This is a genomic window from Nocardia sp. NPDC056541 (genome assembly GCF_042794235.1).
GTDB lineage: Bacteria > Actinomycetota > Actinomycetes > Mycobacteriales > Mycobacteriaceae > Nocardia.
The window spans coordinates 370,213-389,550 of sequence record NZ_JBHTUD010000004.1 but is presented as its reverse complement, the minus strand read 5'-3'; the positions used below and the strand labels follow the sequence as shown (position 1 = coordinate 389,550).

Sequence of the window (19,338 nt, the reverse complement as noted above, 5' to 3'; positions counted from 1 at the left end):
CGTCACGGCGTGACGATGGCGAAGTTCGGGTCCGGCTTGTCGATCAGACCGGGCAGCTTCGCCAGTGCGGTGGCATCGCCGTCGAGGGCGATGTCACCGCTCGCGACGCCCTTGCGCAGGTCGGCGCCACCGACCAGGGTGGCGATCAGGGTCTGACGGGTGAGAGTGATCGTCGCGTCGGGTGCGGGCAGCGCGTCACCGGGGAATCGGTCGTAGTGCACGAGTACGCCGTTGCGCAGTTCGACGCGGTGAACGCGGTTGTCCTCGTTGCTGATCCGCCAGTCGGTGCTCATCCGGACATCCCAGGCCTTTGGTCCGTCGATCCGCAGCGACACCGCGTCGAACACCTGCTCCACGCTCAGCGCGGCGGCCATCGCCGCGGAGTTGGCCGTGGTCGGCGTGCCGAAGGAACCGTTGCGCAGTTCGTGGGCGCCACTGAGATAGAAGTTGCGCCAGGTGGCGTTCTCCGCGCCGTAGGCGAGCTGTTCGAAGGCACTGGCCTGCAAGTCTTTTGCCGTCTTGTTGGTGGGGTCGGCGAAGATCACGTAGTTCACGACTTGGACGACCCAGCGGTAGTCGGCGGCGTCGTAGGCCTTCTGCGCCGTGCGCAGGGCCGCGTCGGCGCCGCCCATCGCGTCGACGTGGCGGCGCGCGTTCTCCACCGGCGGGTGTTCCCACAGGTGCGCCGGGTTGCCGTCGAACCAGCCCATGTACCGCTGGTACACGGCCTTGACGTTGTGGCTCACCGAGCCGTAGTAGCCGTGCGTGGACCACGACGTTGTCAGCGCGGGCGGCATCCGCAGCATTTCGGCGATCTCGGCGCCGACGTAGCCCTGGTTCAGCAGTCGCAGCGTCTGATCGTTGAGGTAGCCGTACATGTCGCGCTGCAGCGACAGGAACTCCACGATCCGATCGGTACCCCAGACGGGCCAGTGGTGCGAGGAGAACACCAGATCGGACCGGCGACCGTAGCGGTTGATCGAATCGGTGAGGTATTTCGACCAGACATGCGGGTCGCGCACCAGCGCGCCGCGCAGGGTGACGATGTTGTGCATGGTGTGGGTGGCGTTCTCGGCCATGCACAGGATGCGGCGATCGGGGAAGTAGAAGTTCATCTCCGACGGCGCCTCGGTGCCCGGCGTCAGCTGGAAGACCATCCGCACGCCGTCGACCGTCTCTTCCTGGTCGGCGCGGGTGACATGGACGGTGGGTGGGATCAGGCCGATCGTGCCGACCGAATTGGTCTGTCCGAGACCGGCTCCCACCTGGCCTTTCGGACCGCGCGGCAGGGCGGCGCCGTACATGTAGGCGGCGCGGCGGGCCATCGCCGTACCGGTGTAGATGTTCTCAGCGACGGCGTGCTCCATGAATCCCGAGGGCGCGATCACCGGACAGCGACCGGCGGCGACGTCCTGCGGGGTGATGACGCCGTAGCTGCCGCCGAAGTGATCGACATGGGAGTGGGAGTAGATCAGGCCGGTGACCGGCCGGTCACCGCGATGCTTGCGATAGAGCGCGAGCCCGGCCGCCGCCGTCTCCGCCGAGACCAGCGGATCGATGACGACCACGCCGGTCTCGCCTTCGATCAACGTCATGTTCGACAGGTCGAGGCCACGGATCTGGTAGAAGCCCGGCGCGATCTCGTAGAGGCCCTGTTTGACGGTGAGCTGGGACTGCCGCCACAGGCTCGGGTTCACCGAGTGCGGACAGGAACCGGCGAGGAAGTCGTAGGAGTCGGTGTCCCACACCACTTTCCCCGACGGATCGGTCACCGTGCCCGGCTCGAGGGAAGCGATCCAGCCGCGGTCGGCGTCGGCGAAGTCGGCGGTATCGCCGAAGGGCAAGGTGTCGACCAGCGCGCGGTTGGCCTCCAGGATGGCCTCGGTCGGGTCGGTCTGGGTGCTCGACGGGGTGACTCCGGCGGGTCGGTCACCACATCCGGTGACGGTCGCGCCGACCGCTACCGCGGCAGCCGCGCCGACTCCGACACCCAGCATCCCGCGCCGCGACAGCTCGCCCCGGCCCCTGTGTGCACTGCTCACCGTTACTCCTTCGTTCCACGACCGTCCGACCCGAACGACTATTGCAGACTAACTGCAATATCTGTGTTATTTCTGAGCAATCGCCGTACCGGGCAGCGCGGCCAGCTGAATATCGAGCAGCAACCGGTCCTCGGGGTCGGTCATATCGATGCCGAGGATGGCCTCCACCCGCCGCAGCCGGTAGCGCAGCGTGTTCGGATGCACGCGCAACGTGGCCGCCGCGGCACGGACCTCACCGTGCGCCCGCAGATAGGCCTGAACCGATACCCGCAGGTCAGCGGCGTGAGTTCGATCGTAGGCATCGAGGTCGGCCAGGCGCGGATCGTGCAGGCGCGGGCGCTCGCGGATCAGCTCCATGATCTCGGCCAGCAGTACCGCGGTCCTGGCATCGGCCAGCGTGGCGACCCGGCCACCCGTGGGGTCGGCGACCGGGCTGTCCAGCACCCGGTCGACCTCGGCGCGCGCACTCGCGACCGCGGTGAGCCCGGCGACCGGTGCGGCGATCGCGGCCCGCACGATCAGTTCGCGCGTCTGCTCGAGCTGGGTCACCAGCTTGCGCACCCACGAACCGACGCCGCGCTCGGAATGGTAGGCGGGCAACAGCACATAGACGCGCTCGCCGATCGACTCGGTCACCGAATCGTCGCGGAAAGCGCTGGCGTGCAACCGGATCAAACCGCTCGACGCGGCCAGTCCCGCGGCCGGGCCGATCGGCGCGAAGCCGATCACCGCGGCGGGACCGGTCGCCGGCAGGTTCAATGCGGCGGCCACCGAGGGCACGTCGACGCCGTCACCGTGCGCGCCGAACAACCGGCGCACGAGCAGCGCCTCGGTCGACGGCGCGTCCAGTCGTCGCGCGATGATCCGGGCCGCCACCGCCGACGCGCCGCGCAACACCTGCGCCGCGTCGGGTCGCAGCGGCCCCGCACCCTGCTGCAACCAGATGGTCCCGAGCATTCTGGCTTGCGCGCCGTCGGCGCCTCGCCGGATGCCGACGACAAGTCTGCGGCGGATGTCGAGCTCGGGATGTTCGGGCACATCGACGACCTCGTCACCGCGCCGCACCCGGTCGAACACGCCCCATTCCCGCAGGATCCGCAGGTAGTCGCTCGGGCCCTCCCGTCCGAGGATTGACTGGATGCGCAGCTGATCGGCCGAGGCGTCCGAGGCCGAGTAGGCCAGGACGTGCGATTGGGGGTCTTCGATCGAGACCATGCCGCCGGTTTCCCTGGCCAGCACCTGAGCCAGCCCGAACAGGTCGGTGTCGGGGGCGAGCAGGTCGTGCTCGTCGGATGCGGCGCGCTGACCGGGCGAACGGGCAAGCATCCGCCGGATCAGGGAGAACACCTGGTCCCAGCGCGCCTGCCGGTGCACGTGCACCAGCGCGACGCCCGCGGTGTGGGCGGCGGCGCGCACCGCGGGTGAGTCGTTGGCGCTCTTGGTCATGAGCACGCGCGGCCGCTGCGCGGGGTCACGGTCGCCGACTTCGCGCAACCACCGCTCGGTCGCGTCGGCGTCGACGCCGACCAGCAAGTACACCTCGGGCAGGGCGCCCTCGGCGTCGAGGTGTTCGGGCAGGTCAGCAGGCTCGGCCAACGCGACCGTTCGCACCGTGACCTCCTCGCCCGCAGGCGCGTCGACGAGGGTCGCGACGGCATGGTCGAGCGCGGCGAGCAGCCCGCGCAGCGTGGTGGACCCGTCGGGCATCGGGTACCTCCGGTTTGGTTGATCGGACAAAGACGGGCTCGGATATTCATCCGATCAGATGATTATGACTGCTGCCGATCGGTGTTGACTACGTCACATCCCGCTCTCCCCCACGACGCAGGAGCCGCACTCATGGACGCCATCGCGACCACCCCACCACCGGTCAACGAACCTGTCGGCACCTTCGCTCCGGGCAGCCCGGAACGCCGCCGCCTCCAGACCGCGCTCGCCGAGTTGTCCGCCTCCCCCACCGAGATCAGCCACGTGATCGGCGGTCGCCATCTGCCCGGCGACGGCCCTTCCTACGACGTGGTCCAACCGCATCGTCACGCCGCCGTCCTGGGCACCCTGCGCGACGCGAGCACCGCCGAAACCGCCGCCGCGGTCGAGGCCGCCTGTGCCGCGGCGCCCGCCTGGCAGGCGATGCCGTTCGACGATCGAGCCGCGATCTTCCTGCGTGCGGCCGACCTGCTCTCCGGGCCGTGGCGGGAGAAGATCGCGGCCGCGACGATGCTCGGGCAGTCCAAGTCCGCCTACCAGGCCGAGATCGACGCACCGTGCGAGCTGATCGACTTCTGGCGGTTCAATGTCTCGTTCGCCCGCGAGATCCTGGCCGGGCAGCCGATCTCCGCACCCGGGGTGTGGAATCGGATGCAGTACCGCTCGCTCGAGGGGTTCGTCTACGCGGTGACACCGTTCAACTTCAGCGCGATCGCGGGCAATCTCCCCACCGCGCCCGCCCTGATGGGCAACACCGTGGTGTGGAAGCCGGCCAGGAGCCAGTCCGTGGCGGCCTATCTGACGATGCGACTGCTCGAGGCGGCCGGACTGCCGCCCGGAGTGATCAACCTGGTCAACGGGGCGGGTCCGGTGATCTCCGATGTCGTGCTGGCCGACTCACGACTGGCAGGCGTGCACTTCACCGGGTCGACGGCCACCTTCCAGCACCTGTGGCGCGAGGTGGCACAGCGTTTGGACGGCTACCGCACCTATCCGCGGCTGGTCGGGGAGACCGGCGGCAAGGATTTCGTGCTCGCGCACCCGTCGGCCGATCCGGCGGTACTCACCACCGCGCTGCTGCGCGGCGCGTTCGACTATCAGGGCCAGAAGTGCTCGGCCGCTTCGCGAGCCTTCATCCCGCGTTCGGTATGGGCGACGATGTCGGAAGACCTGATCGAACGGACATCGAACCTGCGCTACGGCGATGTCACCGATTTCACCAATTTCGGTGGGGCGCTGATCGATCGACACGCCTTCGACCGCAACACCGCCGCGCTCGAGCGCGCCAAGGCCACACCGGGCCTGACCGTGGTGGCGGGCGGACACAGCGATGACAGTGTCGGCTGGTTCGTCGACCCGACCATCGTGGTCGGTGACGATCCCACCGACGAGGTCTTCGGCACCGAGTACTTCGGCCCGATCCTGGCGGTGCACGTCTACGACGACAGCACCCCGACGGCCTTCGCCGACGCGATGGACCTCGTCGACAGCGGCAGCCGCTACGGGCTCACCGGCTCGGTCATCGCACAGGACCGCACCGCGATCACCGCCGCGACCGACCGGCTCACCTTCGCCGCGGGCAACTTCTACATCAACGACAAACCGTCCGGGGCGGTCGTGGGCCAGCAGCCCTTCGGCGGTGGACGCGCGTCCGGCACCAACGACAAGGCCGGTTCCCCGCAGAACCTGCTGCGCTGGACCTCCGCGCGCACGATCAAGGAAACCTTCGTTGCGCCCACCGAGCATCGCTACCCCCACCAGGCACCGGAGGTGGGCTGATGTCTGCTCTGCTGCGTTCGACCATGCTCGCCGCCGCGCGTTCACCCCGACTGGAGCGCACCATCACCCGACTGCCGATCAGCCGGGCGGTGGTGGCCCGCTTCGTCGCGGGCACCAGCACCGAGGAGGCGGTGCGGGCCACCGAATCACTGTTGCGCTCAGGGCGTTTCGTCAGCATCGACTACCTGGGCGAGGACACCACCGACCTGGGGGGCGCCGAGGCGACCGTCGCGCAGTACCGGACCTTGATCGCCGCGCTCGGCGCACTCCCCCAGTCCGAGGTGGCCACGGGAGCTGTTCGGCCACTGGAGGTTTCGGTGAAGCTGTCCGCGCTCGGGCAGGCCGTGCCGAGCGGTGGTCACGCCATCGCCCGCGAGCACGCCCGCCAGATCTGCGCCGCCGCCGAGGCCGCGGGAATCTGGGTCACCGTCGATGCCGAAGACCACACCACCACCGATTCGACGCTGTCGATCGTGCGCGAACTGCGCGCCGACTACCCGTGGCTGGGCACGGTGCTGCAGGCGTATCTGCGCCGCACCGAGGACGACTGCCGCGCGATGGCGGGCCCGGGCTCGCGAATCAGGCTGTGCAAGGGCGCCTATGACGAACCCGAATCGGTCGCCTTCCGCGACAAGGCCGAGGTCGACGCGTCGTACATGCGGTGCCTCGGCGTGCTCACCGCAGGCGCGGGCTATCCGATGATCGCCTCGCACGACCCGGCCGTGATCACCGCGGCCGGGGTGGGTGTGCAGTCGGCACAGCGCAAGACCGAGGAGTACGAATACCAGATGCTGTACGGCATTCGCGCCGAGGAACAGCAGCGACTCGCCGCCGCGGGCAACCATGTTCGCGTATACGTCCCCTACGGTGACCAGTGGTACGGGTACTTCATGCGCAGGCTGGCCGAAAGGCCCGCCAACCTCGGGTTCTTCCTGCGCGCGTTGGTCGGCACGCGCGGAAGATGACCGGCTCGGTCGAACGATCATCGCCGCTGAACATTATTCACTCTCGACGCCCGTGGTTGCGCGTGGCGGTGTACTCGGATGAGCCCACCGTGACGCGGCGGTGTGCGCCGATGGAAGGAAACGCGAATGTCTTTCGCAGAGCTGCGCACCCAGATGTTGCGCCGCAAACCATTGATCGAGGTCGACGACGAGATCCCCAGTGACGAGCGCCTGGCCAAATCACTCGGGCTCTGGCAGCTCACCGCGATCGGCGTCGGCGGCATCATCGGCGCGGGCATCTTCACGCTGGCGGGCTCGGTCGCGCACTCGGTCACCGGTCCGGCAGTGCTGATCTCGTTCCTGATCGCCGGTGTCGCCAGCGCCGCGGCAGCGCTGTGCTACGCCGAATTCGCGGGCATGGTCCCGAAAGCGGGCTCGGCCTACACCTACGGCTACGTTTCCCTCGGTGAGCTCGCCGGCTGGTTCATCGGCTGGGATCTGCTGCTCGAGTACATCGCGGTGGCGGCGGTGGTCGCGATCGGTGTGTCGGGCTATTTCGGGTTCCTGCTCGATCAGATCGGGCTGACCCTGCCGGAGTGGATGCTCGGCGCGCCCGATACCGGGGACGGCCGGGTGATCGACCTGTTCGCGGTGCTGTTCTGTCTCGGCACCGCGTGGGTGCTCTCGCGAGGCATCGGCAGTGTGGGCCGGTTCGAGACAGTCGCGGTCGGCATCAAGGTCGCCCTGGTCGTGCTCATCGTGGTGCTCGGGGTGTTCCATATCGACAGCGCCAACTACGAGCCGTACTTCCCGTTCGGCACCGGCGCGGTGTGGACGGGTGCGGCGACGGTGTTCTTCGCCGTGTTCGGCTATGACGCGATGAGCACCGCCGCCGAGGAATCCATCGACGGGCGCAAGCACCTGCCCAAGGCGATCATCTACTCCCTGGCGATCGCGATGGTGCTCTACGTGCTGGCCACGCTCGTGCTCACCGGTATGCAGAAGTACACCGAGATCAGCCCGACCAGCGGTTTCTCCACCGCGTTCGAATCGGTCGGGATGCCGGGCGTCGCCAACATCATCGCGGTCGGCGCGATCGTCGGCATCATCACCGTGGTGCTCACCTTCATGCTCGGCGTCACCCGGGTGTGGTTCGCGATGAGCCGCGACGGGCTGTTGCCGATCTGGTTCGCCAAGACCCACCCCACCCGCAAGGTCCCGACCAGGGTCACCTGGATCGTCGGCTTCGGCGCGGCGATCCTGGCCGGCGTGTTGCCGATCAACACCGTCGCCGAGCTCACCAATATCGGCATCCTGATGGCCTTCATCGTGGTGTGCGTCTCGGTGATCGTGTTGCGGCGCACCAGGCCCGACGCTCCGCGTTCGTTCCGGCTGCCGCTGATGCCGGTGATCCCGCTGGTCGGGATCGGGTTCTCGGCCTACCTGATCTGGTCGCTGCCGTGGGAGACCTGGGTGCGCTTCCTCGGCTGGCTGGTCGTCGGGCTGATCGTGTACTTCGCCTATTCGCGCAAGCACTCGGTGATGAACCGGACCGCGCCGGAGCCGAGCAAGTAGGCCGACAGCGAACTGTGCTGTGATGGGTCGATGAGATCGGAGCAGGACGCCGCGGCGGGCGCGGGGCAGGCGCGCGCGCCGCGGCGGCGGCGGCGCGATCCCGCGAAAACGCGCGAAGCGATCATCGACGGACTGCTCGCCGCGGTGACCGCGGGCGATTTCGCACCGACCGCGCGCGAGATCGCCGCCAGAGCGGGCACCTCCGAACGCAGTGTCTTCGTGCACTTTCCCGACCGCGAAGCGTTGCTGGTGGCCGCGACGGAGCGCCAGTCCGAGATGGTCGAGGGGTGCCTGGTCGTCGCGGACCCCTCACCTGCCCTGGCCGAGCGGATCACAGTCGCGGTCGCGCAGAGCGCCGCGATCTTCGACCTGCAGCGCGTGCCCCGGCTGCCCGGTCTGCAGGAATCTCGATCGATCGACGCGATCGACGCACGGATGCGGCGCACCGACGAACGCATCCGCGCCGTACTGGCCGCGCTGTTCGCACCCGAACTGTCGCGCTCCGACGGCGAACTCGACGACGAGCTGCTCGATCTGGTCGACGGCGCCCTGGCCTGGCCGACGCGCCACCACCTGCAGGACCGGCGCGGACTGTCGGGCGAGCAGGCATCAGCGACGATCGAGCGTGCGGTGGGCTTGCTACTCGCTCAGCGCTGACCCGGGTACGAGCACCCGCTTGAGGATCTTGCCGGTCTCCCCGCGCGGCAGCGCGCTCAGGAACGTGACATCACGCGGGACCGAGAATCGACTCAGCCGGTTACGGATATAGGTCCGCACCATGTCCGAATCCAGTCCCGCCCCTTCGCGTTTCACCACGAACGCGGCCAGCCGCTGACCGAACTCCCGGTCGGGGACGCCGACCACGGCGACTTCGCTGATCTGCGGCAGGTGGGCGAGTGCCTCCTCGACCGGTCGCGGGAAGACGTTCTCGCCACCGGAGATGATCATCTCGTCGTCGCGGCCCGCCACGAACAGCCGTCCCGCGGCGTCGAGATAGCCGAGGTCGCCGGTGTCGAGCATGCCGTCTGCCTCCTCCGGCGGCGCGGAGTTCACGTAACCGTCGAAGAGCATGTGGTTGGCGACGAAGATGTGGCCGGTGGAGCCGACCGGTACCGGCCGCAGGTCGGGACCGAGCACCGCGACCCGGGTACCCAGCGGCGGACGACCCGCTGTCGTGGGTGAAACCCGCAGGTCGTCGGGGGTGGCGACGCTGGCCCACGAGACCTCGGTCGAGCCGTACACGTTGTAGAGCACGTCGCCGTAGCTGTCCAGGAATCGCAACACGGTGGCGCCGGCCAGCGGCGCACCACAGCTGACCACGAATCGCAGGCTCGACAGGTCCAAGCCCGCACGGACCTCGTCGGGAACCTCGAGCAGGCGTTCCACCATCGTCGGAACCACGATCAATGTGGTGATCCGGTGTTCGGCGACCGCGCGCAAGCAATTTATCGCATCGAAACCGTCCGACAACACCACGGTGGCGCGCAACGCGGTGCTCAGCTGCAACCCGGCCAGACCCCAGGTGTGGAACAGCGGCGCGGGAATGAGCATGACCTCCTCCACCCGCAGCGGGATCCGCGAGAGCAGCGCGGCGATGGTGCCGAACCCCTTGGCGTGCGGGCGGCGCGCGCCCTTGGGCGAACCGCTGGTGCCGGAGGTGAGCACGATCAGCCTGCCGGGATGGGCAGGCACCGGGAAGTCGGTGTGCGCCTGGGTGATCAGGTCGTCGATCGTGGTGCGGTCGGGGTCGGGCGGACAGTCGTCGGTGGTGTAGCGCGGTACCTCGCTGTGCAGGTAGCGGATCAGCGTTTCCAGCGCACCGTCGACGAAGACGGCGCTCAGCCGGTGCCGCTGCACGATCTCCTCGATCCGCCGCCCCGACAATCCCGCGTTGAGCAGCGCCACGTCGACGCCGAGTTTGCCCGCGGCGACCATGGTTTCGACCATGCCCGCGTGATTGCGCGCCAGCAGGCCGATGGCGTCGCCCTTGCGCAGACCGATCGAGTGCATCGCGGCGGCCAGCGCGGTGGATCTGGCGTCGACCTCGGCGAAAGTGCGATGACCGCCCGCATCGATCAGCGCGAGCCGATCGGGTTCGTACGCCGCGCCCGCCGCGTACCCACCGGCCAGGTTGAAGCCCCATTTCGACAGGGAGCGAAGCTGTCTCACGATCGACATCGGCTCGGGCCGCATCAGGCCGGTGGCCGCGATGCTGCGCGCCACGCCGGCATTGCGGCGCACCATCGAGCGTTCGGCGTTGACCACCACCGAGGAACGGGTGCCCGCGATCGAGTCGGCGGTACGGCGCAGCCCCGCCTTCACCCAGTCGGTGACCAGCGAGTTGCCGCCCTGCTCGAGCAAGGGATGGATCCGCGCGGTCGCGAACAGGGTGATATCGAGGCGCGTGCGCTGCTGATCGCCACGCAAGCGGATCGCGGCGAAACTGCCGAGGACCGGGCTGCGCAGTTCGAAACTCTCGTACCAGCGGCCGATCACGAGAATGAACTCGTGCGTGCGGATACCGCCGCTCGCCGACCCGACCCGCACCTGCCAGTGGACCGCGCCGTCGGGACGTTCCACCGGTTCGCAACTGCCGATCCCGGTGAACATGCGTGGGTAGCTCTGGGGATCGAGCAGTACATCCCACAACGCTTGACGCGCGATCGTGAAATCCGCGCTGACATCGATGACGTCGTTGACCAAACTCCGTGCTCTACTTCCCGTCGGCCTGTTCGACCCAGCTGGTCGGCGGGCAAAAATGGGCGCTGCGGCCGATACCACCTCGCGGGTCGCCACGCTACCCGGCTGCGGCGCCCTGTCATCAAGAATCAGACAAAACCGGTGGTTCGGGAGCGTTTCGGCCGGATTTTGGTTTGTGCGCCACACCTGCCGACATCGCCGATGTGAAACTGTCCAATCCCTTGCACACCCTTCGAGGATGCCGAAGTATTGCTGGCAGTACCGACCCGATCTGCATGAGTCGCCGTGACACACGGCGCGACGAGCGAAGAGGTGTGGGCATGACAGCAAATTGGCCGAGTTCTCGGGACCCTTTCGACGACATCTTCCAGCGATTCTTCGGTTCCGGAATGTCCTCGAAGCCACCGGTACAACGCATCGATCTGGGCAAGTTGATGACCGACAACGCGAAGTTGCTGGTCGGTACCGCTCGCGAGGCGGCCCAGGAATGGGGCAACCCCGAAATCACTCCCGAACACCTGCTGTACGCGGCCACCGAAGCAGAACCCGGGCGCAGCATCGTCGCCGAGCTCAGCCTGGATCCCGACCAGGTCGCCGAGCAGATGGAGGACTACCTCGACACCGGCAGGCCCAGCGAAGACGACCTCGCCGAGATCACGCTCAGCCCTGCCACCAAGGTCGCGCTGCGCGCCGCCCAGCGCCAGGCGGCCCAGGCCGGCAGCAGCTACATCGGCCCGGAGCACATCTTGCTCGGCATCGCCGCACTCCCCGACAGCGTCGCCGCGCAGGCGCTGGTCGCCGGGATCGCGGCCACCCAGAGCGGCGGCGTCCCCGCGCCGGGAACCCCGATGGCGACCGCGCCGTCGAAGCGGCAGCAGCCGGAATCGGACACGCCCACGCTGGACGAGTACGGCCGTGATCTCACCGCCGAGGCCCGCGAGGGCCTGATCGACCCGGTTGTCGGCCGCGCGGAGGAGATCGAGCAGACCATCGAGATCCTGTCGCGGCGGCGCAAGAACAACCCGGTGCTGATCGGTGATCCCGGGGTCGGCAAGACCGCGATCGTGGAGGGGCTGGCCCAGCGCATCGTCAACGGGGACGTGCCGGTCACCCTCGCCGACCGCCGCGTCATCGCGCTCGATGTCGGCTCGCTCGTGGCCGGGAGCAAGTACCGCGGCGAATTCGAGGAGCGGCTGACCAAGATCCTCGACGAGGTCCGCGCGCACAAGGACGAGCTGATCATCTTCATCGACGAGCTGCACACCATCGTCGGCGCCGGCGGCGGTGGTGAGGGCTCGATGGACGCGGGCAACCTGCTCAAGCCCGCGCTGGCCCGCGGCGATCTGCACGTCGTCGGCGCGACCACCATCGATGAGTACCGCAAATACATCGAGAAGGACGCCGCGCTGGAACGCCGGTTCCAGCCGGTGATGGTCTCGGAGCCCTCGGTGGAGGACACCATCGAGATCCTGCGCGGCCTGGCCGATGTGTACGAGGAGCACCATCAGGTGCGCTACTCCGACGAGTCGCTGGTCGCGGCCGCGCAGCTGTCGGATCGCTACATCACCGACCGGTTCATGCCCGACAAGGCGATCGATCTGATCGACCAGGCGGGCGCCCGGGTCCGGCTGCGTTCGGGCACCCCCGACCCGGCGGTGAAGGCCAGGGACGAGGCGATCGCGCGGCTGTACCGGGAGAAGGACGCCGCGGTCGACAACGAGGACTACGAGAAGGCCACGGCTCTCAAGGCCGACATCGCCGCCGCCGAGGAGGAGCTGGAGGAGTCCGGTGCGACGTCGTCGGAGCCGATCGTCGATGTCGTCGACATCGCCGAGGTGATCTCCCAGCGCACCGGTATTCCGGTGGCCGATCTGACCGCCGAGGAGAAGCAGCGCCTGCTCCAGCTCGAGGACGTCCTGCACAAGCGGGTGATCGGGCAGAACGAGGCCATCGTGGCGATCGCCGAGGCGGTGCGCCGAGCGAGGGCCGGACTCAAGGACCCGAACCGGCCGATCGGGTCGTTCCTGTTCCTCGGCCCCACCGGTGTCGGCAAGACCGAGCTCGCCAAGGCCCTCGCGGAAGCGGTCTTCGGCGACGAGGATCGCCTGATCCGATTCGACATGAGCGAGTTCCAGGAGAAGCACACGGTCTCGCGGCTGGTCGGCGCCCCGCCCGGATACGTCGGCTACGACGATGCCGCCCAGCTCACCGACAAGGTGCGGCGTCAGCCGTATTCGGTGATCCTGTTCGACGAGGTCGAGAAGGCCCACCCCGATGTGTTCAACGTGCTGCTGCAATTGCTCGACGACGGGCGCGTCACCGATTCCAAGGGCCGCACAGTCGATTTCAAGAACACGATCGTGATCATGACGTCCAACATCGGGTCGCACCTGATCCTCGAGGCGCCACCCGGCGACCTCGACTCCATCGTGCCGCAGCTCGAAGAGCTACTGCGCCAGCACTTCCGGCCCGAGTTCCTCAACCGGATCGACGAGCAGATCGTGTTCCATCGCCTGGACAAGGAGCAGCTGGAACAGATCGTCGAACTGATCCTGGATCGCACCCGGCGCATGCTCGCCGCCCAGGACATCGAACTCGAGATCAGTCAGTCCGCGGTGGACTGGTTGAGCGAGCGCGGTTTCCAGCCCGAATTCGGTGCGCGACCGTTGCGCCGCACGGTGCAGAAAGAGCTCGACAACCGGGTCTCGCGGCTGCTCCTCGACGGCGGGCTCGATCCCGGCGGCACGGTGAAGGTCGACACCGCCGACGACGATCTGGTCGTCACGGCGATGAACGCGGGCGGTAAGCCCGACACCAATGGTTCCGCACCCGCGCCCGCAGCGAAGAAGCCGGCCAAGAAACCCGCCAAGAAGGCCGCGAGCAAGAAGGGTGACGACAAGAAGCTCGCGTCAAAGTAGCGAAACGACGACTGTGGCCCGGTTCGTACGAACCGGGCCACAGTGTTGTCATGGGGTCAGCCGCCGGTGACCACGCAGGATTCCCCGAAGCGGAAGCCCCGGCCGACCGTCACATTCGCGCTGCTGGCGATGCCGTCCTGGACGGCGGTCATCGTGTGGGCGCCGGTGTAGGACGGCACCCAGTTGAACATGGCGACGCCGTCGGTCGGCGCGACCACGGCCAGCAGCGCGCCGTTGTCGTAGAAGGCGACAGGAATGATGCCGACGCTGAGCCTGGCCAGCAATTGGTGGGTGCATCCGGTGCCGTAGTCGGTTGCCGAGCCGACGCTGAGGTTGGGTTTCACCGTCAATTGCGAAACTCCGGCCGAGGCGGTGGGTGCACCGAGGGTCGTGGCCAGCATCGCCGTCCCGAGGGCAGCAACGGTGATGGCGAATTTCCTGTCACTCATATTTCTCACGTCCTTGTGCTGCGGGGCCGACCGAACGCGAGGCCGGCGAGTCGGTCCCCATCCTCACCCCATCGCGGGACCGATGGTGGGAGAACACACGAACCGTTTCGCCGACCTCGTCGCGCCGGCTACAGCCGCGACCAGAGTGCGGGAGTGTTCGGTGGCGTCCAATTCGGGTCGTGCACGGTGTGCGCCTGCCTGCAGCTATAGGTGGCGCCCTGGTAGGTGACTTTGTCGCCGATGCCATAGGTGGCGCCCTGACGCCAGGGCGATCCGCCGGGGGTGGCCGTGGTTGTCGGATGCTCGTGCCCGGGAGTGGTCGTCACCGGCGGTTTCGTGGTTGTGGCCGGGGGTTTCGTGGTCGTCGGGGGCGGTGTGGTGGTCGGGGCCGGGGTGCTGGTGGAAGGCGGGGAAGTGGTGGGTTTCGGGGTGGTCGTCGGCGGCCGTGTGCCGGCCCCGCCGCTCACCTCGAGATCGACGCAACTGTAGAAGGCCGCTGCGGTATCACCGATATTCCAGACCGCGCGCAATTTCTGACGGCCGGAATAACTCGACACATCGACGGTATGGGTCACCTCCATGGACGGCTGTTCGTTCCGGCCGTCGAACACGGCAATTCTGGTGTTGCCGATGAAGTATTCCCAATTCAGCGTGCGATGATTCGCGGTATTCTTCCATGTGAAACTCGCACTGCCGGAGACTTTCTGCGGCACCCAGCCGAGGCTGTCGTCGTCGAGCTCAGGGTATTTGTTCGCACTACAGGTGGTGAGCCCCTTCGGTCCCTCCACGCTCTGCGGTTCGTATTTCACCGCGCCGCAGGGCACGAGGCCACGGGCGCATTGCTCTTGCCTGCTCGCGGGTCCGGTGATCCAACCGTGCGCGGTGGCACTCCCGGCGGGCACCACCGCGGTGGCGATGGGCGCCAATGCCATTGCTCCGGCGAAGAACAGGATTCGACTTCTCACTATCAGTACTCCTTGGAAACGCACGCGGAGGACGGCAGGGGCCGGCTTGCCGTCCGGGAAACATTTCGAGCGATGACACTGAACACTTCGATATCGAACTGTGATTCCGAAGATTAGGGTGACGAAGATCATCCGTCAACCGTCCCGGTAGCGAAAAATACTGCTACCGACCGGTATTCGCGGATCATTTCCCAACTGTGCGAATACGGCGAATATCCACGTTTGGAACCAACCGGTATCCACCCGAAGCAAACGGCTGGTTAATCTCGCTGCTGTGTGGGGTGTACAGATTTGCCATCGGTTGTAGATAGGTAGCCATGTCGGCAACAAGCTGTCTTACTGTTCGAGGGCGAGTACCCACAGCAGGGAGCCTGGCGAACTTTGCGCGACTCCTCCGAAATAGGCGGACGGGCGCCCGAATCAGCCGAGGAACGCGAGGATTCCGGCGGTGACGAGTTCGGCGTAGCGAGCCCGGCCCTCGGGGGTCTCGATGAGCGCGGCGTCGGTCGCCGAGCGCATGTTCCCGCATTCGACCAGTGCGCTCGGTCGCTCGGCCAGGTTGAGCCCGGCCAGATCCGCCCGTGGATCCAGTCCCGCCGATCCCACATAGGTCGAGGGCACCGCGCCACCGGCGATCATCGCATCACGCAACGCCCTCGCCAGACGCGTCCCCGCCTCGGCCTGTACCGGATTCAGCGCAGGTTCGGCGTAGGCGATGTGAAATCCGTGCGCGTCCGCACCGGTATTGCCGTCGGCATGGATCGAGACCACCGCGTCGGCGCCCGACTCGTTCGCGATCGAGGCGCGCTCATCGACACACGGTCCGACACCGGTGTCGTCGGCGCGCGTGAGGATCACCCGAACACCGCGGGCGGCGAGCAGGTCGCGCACTCGCAGGGTGACGTCCCAGGTGAACTCGTGCTCGGTGTAGCCACTGGCGGCCGAGGTCCCGGTGGTGTTGCAGGCCTTCGTGCCGCCGCGCCCATCGGGGACCGGTGCGTTGATCTGGGTGAGATGGGTGGCATTGCCACCGTTGTGACCGGGATCGAGGACAACCGTGTGGTTCACGGCGGGCGAAGTCGGCGGCACGGCACTCTCCGAGGAAACGGCCGTCGCGGTCGACGTCACCGGGTTCGCGTCCGTGGTGGTGGACGCGCAGCCGGCGAACAGCGCTGTCGCCGCGAGCAGGCAGGCGGGCAGGAACAGACGGGGACGCACCCCGACACCGTGCCACACCGTGCCGACGACCCGGCCTCGTCCCCGCCGAACCCGTGTTCAGCGCTGGGTGATGCGCAGCGGAAGAGTCGCGTGGCGACGGGCGAACAGGCTGGGCACCCAGCGTGGCGGCTCCTGCTCGATCAGCTCGAACCGTTCGGTGCGTTCGAGCAGCAGGGTGATCGCGGCGGTCGCTTCCAGCCGAGCCAAGGCGGACCCGATGCAGAAATGGGCACCCGCACCGAACGCCGCGTGGGCACGGCCGCGCCGCCGGTCCAGATCGACGATATCGGGATCCGGGTAGACGGCGGGATCGCGATTGGCGGCACCCCACAGCAACAGCAGGTGGCTGCCCGCGGGCAGGTCGACACCGCCGAGCTGAGTATCGACCATGACGTGGCGGTGGTGGCCACGAAAGGGTGACTCCAGGCGCAGTGCCTCGTCGAGGAACGCGGGGACGAGCTCGGGGCGTTCACGCAGACGGGTCTGCAGAGTGAGGTCGGCGGCGAGCAGTCGCGCCGCCGAGGCGATCAGACCCGCGGTCGACTCCCCTCCCGCACCGATCAGCTGCACCAGGATCAGTACCGCCTGCTGCTCGTCGATCGTGCCCGCATCCACCGCGGCGACGAGCACCTCGAGCAGGGTTCGCGGCGAATCTCGATCGGCCACTCGGTCTTTCGCATTGCCGATCGCGAGGTACGCGTAGTGGGCGAGCTCGGCCGCGGAGGTGATCAGCTCGGTCATCCGGCCCTCGGCAACGATACCGCCCAGCATCTCGGTGGAGTCGTAGGCCAGCGAGAGCAGTTTCGCGACATCGGTCCCCGGCAGACCGACGAGTTCGGCGATCAGCGCCAGCGGCAAACGATCGGCGACCCCGGTGGCCCAGTCGATCCGATCGCCGTCGAGTTCTTCCGCCCACAGCCGTTCGGTCAGTGCGGTGACGAACAGGCCGAGCGTGCGCACCCGTTTGGCCAGAGCCGGTCCGACGATGCCGCGGTGGACGGCATGGACGTCGCTGTCGGCGGTGGCGAGCACGTGGACCGCTCGCCCGGTCGCGTCGAGGTCGAAGGTCATCGGCGCCGCGCCCGGCTGGGCGACGAGCACGCCGGTCAGATGCGAGGAGAACTCCGCGGGGCGCCGGGTCGCTTCGGTGACCTCGGCCCACGAGGCGACGAGGAAGAAATCGGTGCCGGGTACCCGGTAGACCGGCGCTTGTTCGCGCAGGGCGCGATACATCCGGTAGGGGTCGTCGAGCACCGTCGCATCGAACAGGTCGATCGCTTCGAGGTCCGTGGTCACGGCTGCCGCCTTTCCTGGTCGGGCTGTCGGCGCTCACCGTGTACCGCGCAGAGGCATGCGGTCAACAACTGTCTCGAGATGAGACAGCCCAGCGACCGCGTTGCCCCACAATCCGCCCGCGTACTTCGTCGAAAACAACCTTCAGCCTGGCAGGATTCGGCTAGACAGATTCCATCGAACGTCTCACCCTGAGACAGACACGAGTGGAGGTTCCCCGGTGAGCGACCAAGTCGACTGGCTGGCCGGCGGTGACCGACGCACCATCGCGGTCGACCGCATCGAACGCGCCGCCCTCGCGCTGTTCCTCGAACGCGGCATAGACAACGTCACCGCCGACGACATCGCCGCGGCCGCGGGGTGCTCGCGCGCGACGCTGTATCGCTGTGTCGGCGGCAAACCACGACTGATACGCGCCGTGATGGTCCGGGCCGCGGGCTCCGTCGTCGCACGCGTGGAGGCGGTCGTCGACTCGGTCCCGCCCCGCCGACGACCCGTCGAGGCGATCCTGGCCGCCGTCGCCGCGATCCGCGCCGACCCGGTGCTGCGCCAGTGGCTGATCCGGCACCGCTCTCCCGACACCGACGAATTCCTCGCCGGCGCACCGGAACTCGGTCACATCGCGACCGCGCTGACCCGGATCGCCCCCGACGACGAGGCCGCGGGCTGGGTCGTGCGCGTCGTGTTGTCGCTGCTCACCTGGCCGCTGCCCGACGCCACGGCGGAACGTCACCTGGTCGAACGATTCGTCGGGCCCACTCTGCGTGCGGGCTGACTCCCCCGTTCGGTCCGCGCGTCCTCGATCCGTCGCGGCTCCGCTCAGCCGCGGTGGTGGCGACTCTCGTAGGCAACGCGCTCGGCCTCGGTCCGACGGCGTTCGGCCTCGTTCGCCAACTCGGGATCGAAGCCATGGCTGACCAGGCGGTGCCGCCGGTACACGTAAACCAACGCCACAGTGAAGTAGACCAGCGGCAGGTACAGCAACGCCATCATCGACAGCCCTATCCACAGCGGGCCCGGCACCAGCAAGAACAGGCACAGCACCGGCAGCACCGGCAGCAGGAAGCGCATCAGGTATCGGCGGGTCGCGCCGGGGCCGGTGAGGTCGGCGAGCACCCAGTCCGACATCGAGGGCGGCAGGGTTCCGCCGGTGATGTAGCGAACGCGCTGCCAGAGATTCGGGGTCGAGTTGCTCACTGCTGCTCCCTCACATCGGATGCGCGTCGCGCGGCCGCGTTCACCCGGCCGAGGACATCGCGCAGTTCTTCCAGGTCCGCCAGGCTCACGCCGAGGCGTGCCACGACGGCGGGCGGGATCTGCTCGGCTTGTTCACGCAGGTCACGGCCCACCTCGGTGAGGTCGATGTGCAGCGTGCGCTCGTCGTGCGGATCGCGGCGGCGGGTGATGAGACCGGCGGATTCGAGTCGCTTGAGCAGCGGTGACAAGGTCGCGGAGTCGAGCTGGATCGCCTCGGCGACGGCCTTCACCGACATCGGCGCCTCACCCCAGAGGGCCAGCATCACCAGATATTGCGGATGCGTCAGGCCGAGCGGTTCGAGCAGCGGCCGGTAGACCGCCAGCACGGATCGATTGGCCACCGCCAGGGCGAAGCACACCTGCCGGTCGAGCCGCAGCGGGTCGTCGAGCTCCTGCATCGTCCACCACCTTTCTCAGCCCACACACTATTACACCACTAATAGTTAGTGCAATAACTATTAGTGGCATCACAGATGGGCGGCGGGACGATG

15 protein-coding genes are annotated in these 19,338 nt (G+C 67.8%); 6 read left to right on the top strand and 9 right to left on the bottom strand.

Annotated elements, in window-relative coordinates; all coding sequences use genetic code 11:
• Positions 1-2: 2 nt before the first annotated feature.
• Both ACFQ9R_RS09625 and ACFQ9R_RS09620 read right to left on the bottom strand, forming a co-directional pair.
• On the bottom strand, positions 3-1,997 hold the full coding sequence (locus tag ACFQ9R_RS09625; RefSeq protein WP_378990021.1) for an alkyl/aryl-sulfatase: 1,995 nt from the start codon (positions 1,995-1,997) through the stop codon (positions 3-5).
• 111 nt (positions 1,998-2,108) lie between these two features.
• On the bottom strand, positions 2,109-3,749 hold the full coding sequence (locus ACFQ9R_RS09620; protein WP_378989939.1) for a PucR family transcriptional regulator: 1,641 nt from the start codon (positions 3,747-3,749) through the stop codon (positions 2,109-2,111).
• Positions 3,750-3,881: 132 nt separating this feature from the next.
• On the opposite strand from ACFQ9R_RS09620, the gene pruA reads away from it, so the two are divergent.
• From pruA to ACFQ9R_RS09600, 4 genes are all read left to right on the top strand, one after another.
• Positions 3,882-5,528: an L-glutamate gamma-semialdehyde dehydrogenase gene (gene pruA, locus ACFQ9R_RS09615; protein WP_378989937.1), complete on the top strand. Its 1,647-nt coding sequence runs from the start codon at positions 3,882-3,884 to the stop codon at positions 5,526-5,528.
• The gene (locus tag ACFQ9R_RS09610; protein ID WP_378989936.1) at positions 5,528-6,493 is read left to right on the top strand and encodes a proline dehydrogenase family protein; all 966 of its coding nucleotides are present in this window, start codon (positions 5,528-5,530) and stop codon (positions 6,491-6,493) included. The genes pruA and ACFQ9R_RS09610 overlap by 1 nt, the downstream gene beginning before the upstream one ends.
• Before the next feature lie 126 nt (positions 6,494-6,619).
• Positions 6,620-8,047 (top strand): amino acid permease, encoded by a 1,428-nt coding sequence (locus tag ACFQ9R_RS09605; RefSeq protein ID WP_378989934.1) that lies wholly within the window; start codon positions 6,620-6,622, stop codon positions 8,045-8,047.
• A 30-nt stretch (positions 8,048-8,077) separates the two neighbouring features.
• Positions 8,078-8,704, top strand: a complete 627-nt coding sequence (locus tag ACFQ9R_RS09600) for a TetR/AcrR family transcriptional regulator (protein ID WP_378989932.1) — start codon at positions 8,078-8,080, stop codon at positions 8,702-8,704.
• Here ACFQ9R_RS09600 and ACFQ9R_RS09595 read toward each other — a convergent pair.
• Positions 8,687-10,750, bottom strand: coding sequence for an AMP-binding protein (locus ACFQ9R_RS09595; protein WP_378989931.1), 2,064 nt, complete (start codon positions 10,748-10,750; stop codon positions 8,687-8,689). The genes ACFQ9R_RS09600 and ACFQ9R_RS09595 overlap by 18 nt on opposite strands.
• Positions 10,751-11,067: 317 nt before the next feature.
• Here ACFQ9R_RS09595 and ACFQ9R_RS09590 point away from each other — a divergent pair, with 317 nt between their 5' ends.
• Complete coding sequence (locus ACFQ9R_RS09590) at positions 11,068-13,665, top strand: ATP-dependent Clp protease ATP-binding subunit (protein WP_378989930.1); 2,598 nt, start codon at positions 11,068-11,070, stop codon at positions 13,663-13,665.
• 56 nt (positions 13,666-13,721) lie between these two features.
• On the opposite strand, the gene ACFQ9R_RS09585 is transcribed toward ACFQ9R_RS09590, so the two are convergent.
• The 4 genes from ACFQ9R_RS09585 to ACFQ9R_RS09570 all read right to left on the bottom strand — a co-directional run bounded on the left by ACFQ9R_RS09585 (position 13,722) and on the right by ACFQ9R_RS09570 (position 17,593).
• Positions 13,722-14,114, bottom strand: coding sequence for a hypothetical protein (locus ACFQ9R_RS09585; RefSeq protein ID WP_378989929.1), 393 nt, complete (start codon positions 14,112-14,114; stop codon positions 13,722-13,724).
• A 128-nt stretch (positions 14,115-14,242) separates the two neighbouring features.
• Positions 14,243-15,211: a carbohydrate-binding protein gene (locus ACFQ9R_RS09580; RefSeq protein WP_378989928.1), complete on the bottom strand. Its 969-nt coding sequence runs from the start codon at positions 15,209-15,211 to the stop codon at positions 14,243-14,245.
• Positions 15,212-15,499: 288 nt separating this feature from the next.
• A complete protein-coding gene (locus tag ACFQ9R_RS09575) occupies positions 15,500-16,297 on the bottom strand; it encodes an N-acetylmuramoyl-L-alanine amidase (protein WP_378989927.1) in 798 nt (265 codons plus the stop codon).
• A gap of 57 nt (positions 16,298-16,354) precedes the next feature.
• The gene (locus ACFQ9R_RS09570; protein WP_378989926.1) at positions 16,355-17,593 is read right to left on the bottom strand and encodes a cytochrome P450; all 1,239 of its coding nucleotides are present in this window, start codon (positions 17,591-17,593) and stop codon (positions 16,355-16,357) included.
• Between the two features lie 217 nt (positions 17,594-17,810).
• Here ACFQ9R_RS09570 and ACFQ9R_RS09565 point away from each other — a divergent pair, with 217 nt between their 5' ends.
• Complete coding sequence (locus tag ACFQ9R_RS09565; RefSeq protein WP_378989925.1) at positions 17,811-18,365, top strand: TetR/AcrR family transcriptional regulator; 555 nt, start codon at positions 17,811-17,813, stop codon at positions 18,363-18,365.
• 44 nt (positions 18,366-18,409) lie between these two features.
• Here ACFQ9R_RS09565 and ACFQ9R_RS09560 read toward each other — a convergent pair whose 3' ends face one another.
• Both ACFQ9R_RS09560 and ACFQ9R_RS09555 read right to left on the bottom strand, forming a co-directional pair.
• Positions 18,410-18,787, bottom strand: a complete 378-nt coding sequence (locus ACFQ9R_RS09560; protein ID WP_378631042.1) for a DUF5313 family protein — start codon at positions 18,785-18,787, stop codon at positions 18,410-18,412.
• Complete coding sequence (locus ACFQ9R_RS09555; RefSeq protein WP_378989924.1) at positions 18,784-19,245, bottom strand: MarR family winged helix-turn-helix transcriptional regulator; 462 nt, start codon at positions 19,243-19,245, stop codon at positions 18,784-18,786. The genes ACFQ9R_RS09560 and ACFQ9R_RS09555 overlap by 4 nt, the downstream gene beginning before the upstream one ends.
• Positions 19,246-19,338: the final 93 nt, after the last annotated feature.

Bases quoted from the DNA above. Each gene is read 5' to 3' on its own strand.
- ACFQ9R_RS09625 (WP_378990021.1), bottom strand. From the start codon at position 1,997: ATGCTGGGTGTCGGAGTCGGCGCGGCTGCCGCGGTAGCGGTCGGCGCG.
- ACFQ9R_RS09620 (WP_378989939.1), bottom strand. From the start codon at position 3,749: ATGCCCGACGGGTCCACCACGCTGCGCGGGCTGCTCGCCGCGCTCGAC.
- pruA (WP_378989937.1), top strand. From the start codon at position 3,882: ATGGACGCCATCGCGACCACCCCACCACCGGTCAACGAACCTGTCGGC.
- ACFQ9R_RS09610 (WP_378989936.1), top strand. From the start codon at position 5,528: ATGTCTGCTCTGCTGCGTTCGACCATGCTCGCCGCCGCGCGTTCACCC.
- ACFQ9R_RS09605 (WP_378989934.1), top strand. From the start codon at position 6,620: ATGTCTTTCGCAGAGCTGCGCACCCAGATGTTGCGCCGCAAACCATTG.
- ACFQ9R_RS09600 (WP_378989932.1), top strand. From the start codon at position 8,078: ATGAGATCGGAGCAGGACGCCGCGGCGGGCGCGGGGCAGGCGCGCGCG.
- ACFQ9R_RS09590 (WP_378989930.1), top strand. From the start codon at position 11,068: ATGACAGCAAATTGGCCGAGTTCTCGGGACCCTTTCGACGACATCTTC.
- ACFQ9R_RS09585 (WP_378989929.1), bottom strand. From the start codon at position 14,114: ATGAGTGACAGGAAATTCGCCATCACCGTTGCTGCCCTCGGGACGGCG.
- ACFQ9R_RS09580 (WP_378989928.1), bottom strand. From the start codon at position 15,211: ATGATCTTCGTCACCCTAATCTTCGGAATCACAGTTCGATATCGAAGT.
- ACFQ9R_RS09555 (WP_378989924.1), bottom strand. From the start codon at position 19,245: ATGCAGGAGCTCGACGACCCGCTGCGGCTCGACCGGCAGGTGTGCTTC.